Annotated in this window: 12 protein-coding genes; 5 read left to right on the top strand and 7 right to left on the bottom strand. The window is 73.2% G+C overall.

The features are described 5' to 3' along the window. The 5 genes from HMPREF3099_RS04325 to mca all read right to left on the bottom strand — a co-directional run. On the bottom strand, nucleotides 1-370 hold a 370-nt coding region (locus HMPREF3099_RS04325; RefSeq protein WP_202816686.1), incomplete at its 3' end, for a hypothetical protein. 290 nt (nucleotides 371-660) lie between these two features. Continuing rightward, entirely contained in the window at nucleotides 661-2,037 is a 1,377-nt protein-coding gene (locus HMPREF3099_RS04320; RefSeq protein ID WP_083323482.1) for a PhoH family protein, read from the bottom strand. Between the two features lie 184 nt (nucleotides 2,038-2,221). Further along, nucleotides 2,222-3,010 carry an isoprenyl transferase gene (locus tag HMPREF3099_RS04315; RefSeq protein WP_070704430.1) on the bottom strand — a complete coding sequence of 263 codons (789 nt, stop codon included), beginning with the start codon at nucleotides 3,008-3,010 and terminating at the stop codon, nucleotides 2,222-2,224. Continuing rightward, complete coding sequence (locus tag HMPREF3099_RS04310) at nucleotides 3,007-3,339, bottom strand: hypothetical protein (RefSeq protein ID WP_070704427.1); 333 nt, start codon at nucleotides 3,337-3,339, stop codon at nucleotides 3,007-3,009. Before HMPREF3099_RS04310 ends, HMPREF3099_RS04315 begins: the two co-directional genes overlap by 4 nt. After that, nucleotides 3,339-4,286: a mycothiol conjugate amidase Mca gene (mca, locus tag HMPREF3099_RS04305; protein WP_070704424.1), complete on the bottom strand. Its 948-nt coding sequence runs from the start codon at nucleotides 4,284-4,286 to the stop codon at nucleotides 3,339-3,341. Before mca ends, HMPREF3099_RS04310 begins: the two co-directional genes overlap by 1 nt. A gap of 141 nt (nucleotides 4,287-4,427) precedes the next feature. Between mca and HMPREF3099_RS04300 the strand changes: the two genes are divergently transcribed. The 3 genes from HMPREF3099_RS04300 to msrA all read left to right on the top strand — a co-directional run bounded on the left by HMPREF3099_RS04300 (nucleotide 4,428) and on the right by msrA (nucleotide 6,187). Continuing rightward, nucleotides 4,428-4,808: a DUF4307 domain-containing protein gene (locus HMPREF3099_RS04300; protein ID WP_070704421.1), complete on the top strand. Its 381-nt coding sequence runs from the start codon at nucleotides 4,428-4,430 to the stop codon at nucleotides 4,806-4,808. A 161-nt stretch (nucleotides 4,809-4,969) separates the two neighbouring features. Further along, nucleotides 4,970-5,464, top strand: coding sequence for a transcription elongation factor GreA (gene greA, locus HMPREF3099_RS04295; RefSeq protein ID WP_070704418.1), 495 nt, complete (start codon nucleotides 4,970-4,972; stop codon nucleotides 5,462-5,464). 90 nt (nucleotides 5,465-5,554) lie between these two features. Next, nucleotides 5,555-6,187 carry a peptide-methionine (S)-S-oxide reductase MsrA gene (msrA, locus tag HMPREF3099_RS04290; protein ID WP_070704415.1) on the top strand — a complete coding sequence of 211 codons (633 nt, stop codon included), beginning with the start codon at nucleotides 5,555-5,557 and terminating at the stop codon, nucleotides 6,185-6,187. Nucleotides 6,188-6,190: 3 nt separating this feature from the next. Here msrA and HMPREF3099_RS04285 read toward each other — a convergent pair whose 3' ends face one another. Both HMPREF3099_RS04285 and HMPREF3099_RS04280 read right to left on the bottom strand, forming a co-directional pair. Then, nucleotides 6,191-6,871: a response regulator transcription factor gene (locus HMPREF3099_RS04285; protein ID WP_070704412.1), complete on the bottom strand. Its 681-nt coding sequence runs from the start codon at nucleotides 6,869-6,871 to the stop codon at nucleotides 6,191-6,193. Further along, complete coding sequence (locus tag HMPREF3099_RS04280) at nucleotides 6,868-7,581, bottom strand: sensor histidine kinase (RefSeq protein WP_070704409.1); 714 nt, start codon at nucleotides 7,579-7,581, stop codon at nucleotides 6,868-6,870. The genes HMPREF3099_RS04285 and HMPREF3099_RS04280 overlap by 4 nt, the downstream gene beginning before the upstream one ends. A gap of 129 nt (nucleotides 7,582-7,710) precedes the next feature. Between HMPREF3099_RS04280 and HMPREF3099_RS04275 the strand changes: the two genes are divergently transcribed. Further along, complete coding sequence (locus tag HMPREF3099_RS04275; protein ID WP_070704406.1) at nucleotides 7,711-8,439, top strand: ABC transporter ATP-binding protein; 729 nt, start codon at nucleotides 7,711-7,713, stop codon at nucleotides 8,437-8,439. Then, complete coding sequence (locus tag HMPREF3099_RS04270; protein ID WP_070704404.1) at nucleotides 8,436-9,926, top strand: FtsX-like permease family protein; 1,491 nt, start codon at nucleotides 8,436-8,438, stop codon at nucleotides 9,924-9,926. The genes HMPREF3099_RS04275 and HMPREF3099_RS04270 overlap by 4 nt, the downstream gene beginning before the upstream one ends. Nucleotides 9,927-9,957 lie beyond the last annotated feature (31 nt).

The raw sequence follows: 9,957 nt of genomic DNA, 5'->3' as shown, positions 1-9,957 counted from the left end.
TCTCGGCCCGCTCCTGGGCGGCCTTGCGCTCGGCGGCCTTCTCGGCTCGCTCGCGCTTCTGCGCGGCAGCCTTCTGACGGGCCTTCTCCGCACGCTCCTTGGCGGCCTGGCGGGCTGCCTTCTTGGCGGCGGCCTCCGCCTTCTGCTCGGCGTTGGAGCGGCTGGCGCCCTGCTCGCGGTCGTCGGCCTTCACCTGGTGGCTCAGGGCCGCGGCGGATGCCTCGTCCTGCGACGGCTCCGAGGGCAGCACCGAGGCGGTCACACCCGCGGCGGTGGCCAGCGCGGTCACAGCTGCGGCAGCACCGGCCACGGGGTGGCGGCGCAGCGTGTTCAGGCCACGACGGGCGGAGTTGTCAGGGGACACGTTCATCGATTTGTCCTTCGAGATCACGGCCGGGAAGGGACATCCCAGCCCTCGTCAGAGCTCCGACCCGATGGACGTCGGAACAGTGTCGCCACACCGCACGGGACGGTACAGCGTGAAGAGCGACCCTGAACTCTTGCGCATCACCCACACGAGGTCAAACTCACCGATGCGCCCCCTGGGGACGAGCACCCGCCCCCGTCGACCCCTCCCGGTGTTCACCCGGTGTTCAGATTCTGCGTCCTCCCGGGCACGACAGGGCCCGCCGGGAGCACCTCCCGGCGGGCCCGGGGACCTCAGGGCTCGAGCAGCTCCGTGACAAGCGCCGCGATCGGGGACCGCTCCGAGCGGGTCAGCGTGACGTGCGAGAAGAGCGGCCGCCCCTTGAGCGCCTCGATGACCGCCGCCACCCCGTCGTGCCGGCCGACCCGCAGGTTGTCGCGCTGCGCCACGTCGTGCGTGAGCACCACCCGGCTGTTCTGCCCGATGCGGGTGAGCACCGTGAGCAGCACGTTGCGTTCCAGGGACTGTGCCTCGTCGACGATGACGAAGGCGTCGTGCAGGGAGCGCCCGCGGATGTGCGTCAGCGGCAGCACCTCGATGAGGCCGCGGTCGACGACCTCCTCCACCACCTCGCGCGAGACGACCGCCCCCAGGGTGTCGAAGACGGCCTGCGCCCACGGCCCCATCTTCTCGTTCTCGCTGCCCGGCAGGTAGCCCAGCTCCTGCCCACCCACCGGGTAGAGCGGGCGGAAGACGATCACCTTGCTCTGCTGCCGGCGCTCCATGACCGCCTCGAGGCCCGCGCACAGGGCGAGGGCCGACTTGCCGGTGCCAGCGTGGCCGCCCAGGGAGACGATGCCGACGTCCGGGTCGAGCAGCAGGTCCAGCGCCACCCGCTGCTCGGCGCTGCGGCCGTGCAGGCCGAACGCGTCCCGGTCCCCGCGCACCATGCGCAGCGCCCCGTCCGGCGAGACCCTGGCCAGTCCGGACCCGGTGGGCGAGGTGAGCACCACGCCGGTGTGGCAGGGCAGGGTGAGGGCCTCCTCGACCACCACGCGCCCCTCGTCGTAGAGGGAGTCCATCTGCTCGGCGGTCACTGTCAGGGAGGTCATGCCGGTCCAGCCGGAGTCGACCGCCATCTCGTTCCGGTACTCCTCGGCGTCCAGCCCCGCGGCCGAGGCCTTCACCCGCATCGGCAGGTCCTTGGAGACCACACAGACGTCCAGCCCCTCGTCCGCGAGGTTGCGCGCCACCGAGAGGATGCGCGTGTCGTTGTCCCCCAGCCGGAAGCCCGCCGGCAGCGAGGAGGGGTCGGTGTGGTTGAGCTCCACCCGCAGCCAGCCCCCGCCCTCGGTGGGGACCGGCTGGTCGAGCTGGCCGTGCTGAACCCGCAGGTCGTCGAGGATCCGCAGGGCCGAGCGGGCGAAGTAGCCGAGCTCCGGGTGGTGGCGCTTGGCCTCGAGCTCGGTGATGACCACCACCGGCAGCACCACGTCGTGCTCGGCGAAGCGCATCATCGCGCGGGGGTCGGACAGCAGGACCGAGGTGTCCACCACGTAGGTGCGGACGGCGGTGGCCGCCTGCGCCGGGGCGTGGCCGGACGCCGTGACGGTGGCCACCTCACCCCCTCGCAGTCCGTCCCCCGTGGAGTGCTGCGTGTGACCGGTCATGACGCCTCCTGTCCCGCGCCGGGTCGACGCGGGTCGACTCGTTGACACCCCCGAATCTAGGGGTCGGTCGACACGCCGGGCGCACAGTCCGGCAGGGGTCCCCGAGCGTTGTCCAGACGTTCACGCGGCGTTCAAGCAGGGGCGGCCGGGAGCACGTCGGCCGCCTCGGGCCGGCGGTGGGCGCTCAGCGACCGAAGCGACGCTCGCGCCCGGCGTAGGCACGCAACGCCCGCAGGAAGTCGACCCGCCGGAAGTCCGGCCAGTAGGCCTCGCAGAAGTAGAACTCGCTCTTCTCGCTCTGCCAGAGCAGGAAGCCCCCCAGGCGCTGCTCACCGGAGGTGCGGATCACCAGGTCCGGGTCCGGCTGCCCGCGGGTGTACAGGTGCTCCCCGATGGCCTCCGGCGTCACCCGGTCGGCCGCCTCGGCGATGTCGAGGCCCTCGGCGTGCCACTGCCGCAGCATCGAGGCCACCGCGTCGCTGACCTCCTGGCGTCCGCCGTAGCTGATGGCCACGTTCACGAGCAGCCCGTCCACGTCCTCGGTACGGCGGACCGCCTCCTGGAGGACCCCACGGGTGGACTCCGGCAGGAGCCCCGGCGAGCCGACAAGGTGCACGCGCCAGCGCCCGCTCGCGGCGAGGTCGGTGACGGCCTTCTCGATGATGGCCAGCAGCGGCTCGAGCTCCGTGGCGGGGCGCTTGAGGTTGTCCGTGGAGAGCATCCACAGCGTGACCACCTCGATGCCGAGCTCCTCGCACCACCCGAGGAAGGGCTCGATGTTCTCGGCACCCGCCCGGTGCCCCTCCGCGGTGTCGCTCCCGCGCTCCCGGGCCCAGCGGCGGTTGCCGTCCAGCATCACGCCCACGTGGCGGGGCAGCCGGTCGGCCTCGAGCTCCTGGGAGAGCCGCTGCTCGTAGGCGCCGTAGACCAGGCCACGCACGCGGCCGGCCGAGCCTCCCGTGGACTCGCTCACGCGCCGTGGCCCCCGCGCGGTGTGGGGTCCTCAGTGGGCTCCGCACCCTCGGCAGGGTCGTCGGCGGCGGGGATGGAGTCACGGCGCGCGGTGGACTGCTGGCCCGGCACGCGGTCCTCGACCGTGTGGATGACGCGCGGGGACTCCCCCGGGCGCATGCCGGCGTGCTGCTTCTCGAGATAGCTGACCCGGCGCAGGTGGCGGGTCATGCTCCACCCCAGCGCCCAGATGGCCAGCGCGATGACGAACAGGGCCAGGAAGGCCCCCAGGCCACCATTGATGGAGACGTTGGTGTCGCCTCCACCCTGCGCGAGGAACGGTCCACCCATCACGACTCCTTGGTCCGTGCCCGGCCGTCGTGCGCCATCCGGTCCCACGACGCCTTCCGGGCGATCTCGTCGGCTTCCGCCGCGTCCGCCGGCAGACCCGCGAACAGGTCGTCCTCGGGCAGCTGCACGGGCACCAGGGACACGGCCAGCTCGTAGTCCTCCCAAGGGTATGCGCTGCGCTGCACGTCGATCGGGACGCTGAAGAACCAGCCCTCCGGGTCGATCTGCGTGGCGTGGGCGCGCAGCGCGTCGTCGCGGCGCTCGAAGAACTCGGCGCACTCCACCCGCGTGGTGAGGGTGCGGCGCGGTCGGTCACGCATCCGCTCCATCCAGTCCACGTAGGGCGACTCCAGACCGGCCGCCTCGCACCCGGCGTGCAGGGCCTCGATGCGGTCCGGGTTGAAGCCCTGGTTGTAGTAGACCTTCAGCGGCTGCCAGGGCTCGCCGGCGTGCGGGAAGCGCTCCGCGTCCCCTGCCGCCTCCACCGCCGCCATCGTCACCACGTGGGTCATGATGTGGTCGGGGTGGGGGTAGCCGCCGTTCTCGTCGTAGGTGGTCACCACGTGAGGGCGGCGCTCACGGATCACCCGGACCAGGGCCTCGGTGGTGACCTCCAGCGGCTCCAACGCGAAGCAGCCGTCGGGCAGCGGCGGCAGCGGGTCCCCCTCCGGCAGGCCGGAGTCCACGAAGCCGAGCCACACGTGGTCGACCCCCAGGATCTCCTGGGCCGCGGCCATCTCCCGGCGCCGTACCTCCACGATGTTGCGCAGCACCTGGGGGTCGTCCTGCAGCCGCGGGTTGAGCACGTCGCCGCGCTCCCCGCCGGTGCACGAGACGACGGTGACCGGGTGCCCGGCCGCGACGTAGCGCAGCATCGTGCCGGCGCCCTTGCTCGACTCGTCGTCGGGGTGGGCGTGGACGGCGAGCAGGCGGAGCTGGTCGGTCACGAGTCACCTTCCTCGTTGGGGGCGGGCGCGCCATCGGGCGCGCGGGCCGATGGACCACAATGGTGCGTCGGCCATTGTCCCCCATGACCTGGCCGCCCCCTGCGGCCGGGAGGCCGCGGCCGCGATCCCCGAGGAGCCCCGATGTCCACGCCCGCCCGCCCCCGCACCACCCCCTCGCAGCGCCGGTGGTGGGTCGTCGGCACGGTGCTCGTGGGTCTGGCCACCGCCCTGGTGGTCTGGTACGGCATCGCCCTGAACACCAACAAGCCCAACTGGTTCTACGCCGGGCACGAGAAGATCACCGACAGCTCGGTGACCGTCATCTACGACGTGCACCGTGAGCCCGACCGCCCCGTGGTGTGCCGGCTGGTGGCCGAGAACGAGAACCACGAGGTGGTGGGCACCCGCGACGTCACCGTCCCGCCCCGGGGCGCGGGCTCCACCCGGGAGCGATCGGTGGTGCAGACCACCTCGCGGCCACTGGTGGGCAACGTGACGGGCTGCTGGTACCCCGAGGGGTGACTCCCCGCCGCGCAATGGCGGAAAACGGGTACCCGGCGTAGACTCATCCCTCATACCCACGTACACCCAGGTCCGGTCGCGAAGCTGGCGGCCGGACCTTTCCGCAGTCCGGCACGGCGAGCACCGCCGGCCGGACCGCCACTCTGCTAAGGAGAGTGACCATGGCTGACGCCACCCAGGAGACGACCTACCTGACGCGCGCCGCGTACGACCGCCTGAGCGCCGAGCTCGAGCAGCTCAAGGGCCCGGGCCGCCGGGACATCGCCCAGCAGATCGAGGAGGCCCGCTCCGAGGGCGACCTCAAGGAGAACGGCGGCTACCACGCCGCCAAGGAGGAGCAGGGCAAGATGGAGAGCCGCATCCAGCAGCTCACCACCCTGCTGCAGAACGCCGAGGTGGGCGAGGAGCCCCCGGCCGACGACGGCGTCGTGGAGCCGGGCATGGTCGTCACCATCGAGATGTTCGGTGACACCGAGACCTTCCTGTTCGGCAACCGCGAGATCGCCGACGGCGACGACCTGGAGGTCTACTCCGAGAAGTCCCCGCTGGGCCAGGCCATCGACGGCCACACCCGGGGCGAGACCGTGGCCTACGAGGCCCCGAACGGCAAGCAGATCGACGTGAAGATCGTGGAGGTCCGCCCCTACGACGGCTGACCACCGCACCCTGCGCAGGGCCCCACCGGTTCGTGAACCGGTGGGGCCCTGCGCGTGTCCACGACACACCCCGGGTGGGACGATGGGGCCATGAGCTCGCTGCTTCCCGCCGGAACCCCGCACGCCGTCCTGGACGTCCCGATGGACTCCTGGCCCGAGGGCAGCGAGGTGGTGCACCTGGCGGCCGGCTGCTTCTGGGGCGTGGAGCGCTTCTTCTGGCAGCTGCCCGGCGTGGTGACCACCTCGGTGGGTTACATGGGCGGCACCGACCCGCACCCCACCTACGAGTCGGTGTGCCGCGGGACGACCGGCCACGCCGAGACCGTGCAGGTCGTGTTCGACCCCGCGCGCACCCGCATCGACGAGGTGCTCAAGGTGTTCTGGGAGAACCACGACCCCACCCAGGGCGACCGGCAGGGAAACGACGTCGGCACCCAGTACCGCTCGGCCGTGTTCTGCACCACCGACCACCAGGTGGCCGTCGCTCGCGCCACCGCCGCGGCGATGCAGGAGCAGCTCACCGCCGCCGGGTACGGGCCGATCACCACCGAGATCGTGCCGCCGGAGCAGCTGGGCGAGTACCACCTCGCCGAGGAGTACCACCAGCAGTACCTGCACAAGAACCCCGACGGGTACTGCATGCACGGCCCCAACGGGCTCTCGTGCCCCGTGGGGCTGGTGGCCCTGCCCGCGCAGACCGACGTGCTGCCCCCGCAGGGCTGAGGCTCACCAGGCCGGTGCGTCGCCCCGGGCCGAGAGCAGCTGCAGGATCGCCTTGACCCGGCGGTTGTCCTCCCCCGGCGCCAGGCCGAGCTTGGCGAAGATGTTGGACACGTGCTTGGCCACGGCCGCCCCCGAGAGGACGAGCTCGGCAGCGATCTCGCCGTTGGACAGCCCACGGGCCATGAGCTCCAGCACCTCGTGCTCCCGGTCGGTGAGCTCGCGGAGGCCCGGGCTGCCGGCGCTCATCATGGCGCGGGTGATCTCCGGGCCGGTCACCACGCCGCCGGAGAGCACGAGGTCCAGCGAGGCGACGAAGTCGTCCACCTCGGCCACGCGGTCCTTGAGCAGGTAACCGGTGCCACCCGCCCCCTGGAGGGCGAACAGCCGCTGCGCGTGCACGGGCACCACGTACTGGCTCACCACCATCACCGCCAGCCCGGGGTGGGCGGTCCTGAGGTCCACCGCCACGCGGATGCCGTCGTCGGTCATGCCCGGGGGCATGCGGGCGTCGGTGACGACCCCGTCCGGGAGGGCCCCCTGCGCGGCGAGCTCGCCCACCACCTGCGCCAGGTCGTCGGCGCGGGCGGCCTGCGCCACCACCTCGTAGCCACGGCGCTCGAGCAGGCCCACGAGGCCCTCGCGGAGGATCGCCGAGTCGTCCGCCACCACCAACCGGGCCGTCACAGCGGCACCCCCGTCTCGCCTCGCATGAGGAGCAACGGTATCGAGGCCGCCACCTGGGTGGGGCCGCCCGCCGGACTCGTGACCGTGACCTCCCCACCGAAGGCCGCGATGCGCTCGCTCAGGCCCGAGAGCCCCCCACCCGGTTCGACCACCGCCCCGCCGGGTCCGGTGTCCACCACCGAGACCCGCAGGTCGGTGTCGGCCCCCAGCAGCACCGTCACCTGTGCGCCCGGTGCGTGCTTGGCGGCGTTGGCGATGGCCTCGCAGGCGAAGAACCACGCCGAGACGAGCACTCCCTCGGGGACCTCCGGCAACGGGTGCGGGCACACCACACGCACCGCCTGGCCGCTGCTCCGTGCCACCTCCCACAGGGCGGCCTCCAGCCCCTGCTCGGCAAGGGTGGCCGGGTGGATGCCGCGCACCGTGGCGCGCAGGGCCTCCAGCCCGTCGGTGAGCTGGCCCGCGGCGCGGCGGAGCAGGTCGGCCAGTTCGGCGTCCTGCGTGGCCACCTCGAGGGACCGGGCCTCACCGAGCAGCATCGCGGCGGCCACGAGGTACTGCTGCGCACCGTCGTGCAGGTCGCGCTCCACCCGGCGGCGCTCCACCTCGTAGGCCTGCACCACCTCCCGGCGCGATGCGGTGAGCGCGGCGATGCGCCGTTCGGCCTCCTGCTCGCGGGAGGCCGAGCGGCGGCGACGGAAGAGGTCCACGGCCGCGAAACTACCGGAGCCACCCGAGCGGCCGGAGGACGCGGGCCACCTGCGGGGTAGTGCCAGCACCACCTGCGAACCATCGCCCACACTGTTCCGGAAGCGCCCTCCGCGCCGTCGAATGGAGCCATGAACACCCACACCGCGCAGACCAGGACGCCAGCACCCGTGCTGGCCACCGACGACATCACCGTCGCCTACGGCGGCGTGCAGGCCCTGGCCGGGGTGAGCCTGGCCATCGCCCCCGGGGAGACGGTGGCGGTCATGGGCCCGTCCGGCTCCGGCAAGTCCACCCTGCTCCACTGCCTCTCGGGCATCCTCGTGCCCACCCGGGGCGAGGTGCGGCTGGGCGGTGAGCCGCTCTCGAGCCTCGACGACCGCCGCCGCTCGCACACCCGCCTGAGCCGGTTCGGCTTCGTCTTCCAGGACCACCAGCTCATCCCCGAGCTCTCCGCCCGCGAGAACGTGGCCCTGCCGATGATGCTCACCGGCACCTCGCGCGGGAAGGCCCTCACCGCGGCCGACCACGCCCTGGAGCAGATCGGCATCCCCCAGCTGCGCGGCCGCCGCCCCGGCGACATGTCCGGCGGCCAGGCGCAGCGCGTCGCCATCGCCCGTGCCCTGGTGGGCCAGCCGCAGGTGGTGTTCGCCGACGAGCCCTCCGGTGCCCTGGACCAGACCACCGGCCACGAGGTGATGCAACTGCTCACCGCCACCGTGGCCCACGCCGGGGCCGCCCTGGTGCTCGTGACGCACGACCCGGGCGTGGCCCGCTGGTGCGACCGCCTCGTGGAGATCCGCGACGGGCTGGTGCACACCGACCGCCCGACCCGCGAGCCGGTGGGGGTGGCCCGATGAGCACCACCGCCCACACCACTGCGCCCCCCGCGGGCCCGGCCGCCGGGGCACCCGCGAACGGCCCCGGGCTGCGCACCCTGCTCGACTTCACCCTCCGCCTCACCCGCGCCCGCTTCGGTGCGCGGGAGGGCGAGTCGCTGCTCTACCTGGTCTCCACGCTGGCCTACGTGGTCTCCTCGGCGCTCGCCTTCACCGTGGCCGGCGGTACGTGGATGTTCCTCCGGCGCTGGAGGGCACCGCACGGCGTGCACGCCGAGTACCTCGCCCAGGACCACGTGGTGGGACAGATCCTGGGCTTCTACGTGGGCCTGGCCGCCATCGCCTGCGCCCTGCTGGTGCCCGCGATGGTGGGCCTGGCTGCCTCGGCCGCCGTCCTGGGTGCCCGCGGGCGCGAGCGCCGCATGGCCGCCCTGCGCCTGCTGGGCCTCTCGTCCGGTGACGTCACGCGCATGACCCTCGTGGACACCCTCGTGCAGTCCGTCATCGGCACCGCCGCGGGGGCGCTGCTCTACCTGGCCACGCTGCCGGCCTGGTCGCTGCTGACCATCCAGGCGATGCGGGTGGAGCCCTCCGAGATGATCCTGCCGGTGTGGCTGGCCGCGCCGGTGGCCCTGGCGACCGTCCTCATCGGCCTGGTCTCGGCCTGGTGGGGCCTGCGGCGGGTGCGGGTCTCCCCGCTGGGCGTGGCCCGCCGCGCCAGCAGTCCCGCCCTGCGTTGGTGGCGCCCGGTGGCCTTCGTCGCCCTGCTGGTGGGTGCGTTCGTGGTGGTCGGCAGGTCGGCCGACACCGGCTCGGCCCTGCTGCCGTGGGTCGCCATGGGGCTCGCGCTGGCCACCGTGCTCATGGGCACGGCCGTGGTGGGCCCCTGGCTGCTGCAGGTGGTCTGCCGCGTGCTGGCCCACCTCCCCTCGGCCACCGTGGTGTGGGCGGCCCGCCGCGTGCAGGCCGACCCGCGGGCCACCTGGCGACGCGTGGCGCCGCTGGGATTCCTGGCCTTCATCGGCGGCTACACCTCGATGATGCCGCTGGCCACCGAGCCCCCGGCCGGCGCACCGCCGGGCGCGGAGTTCGCCGTGGCCACCACCTTCGACATCACCAAGGGCGCGCTCATCACCCTGGGCATCGGCTTCGTGCTGGCGGCCGCCGGCACGTACATCACGCAGGCCTCCGCGGTGTTCGAGCGCGCCGAGCAGAGCCGCGCCATGCACCGGATGGGCGCCTCGGCCGGGTACCTGCGCCGCGTGGCCTGGCTCGAGGTGCTGGGCCCGCTGGTGCTGGCCCTCGCGCTGGGCGCCGGGCTCGGGGTGCTGCTCGCCTCCCCCATGGCCACCGTGGCCGTGAGCAAGGGGTACGAGCGGAACGGCACCGGCCCGACGATCCTCGGTGGGACGCTCGCCGCCGGTGCAACCCTGACGGCCCTGGCCCTGCTGGCCACGGCCCCGCTGCAGCGCGGGGTGCTGGCCGAACAGCGTCGGCGCGCCGACTGACCCTCCCCACGACGAGGGGGCCGCACCCGGG

Origin of the sequence: Kytococcus sp. HMSC28H12, assembly GCF_001816045.1 — a bacterium.
GTDB classification, from domain to species: domain Bacteria; phylum Actinomycetota; class Actinomycetes; order Actinomycetales; family Dermatophilaceae; genus Kytococcus; species Kytococcus schroeteri.
The sequence above is the reverse complement of the archived record's forward strand: the minus strand, read 5'-3'. Positions and strand labels throughout refer to the sequence as shown.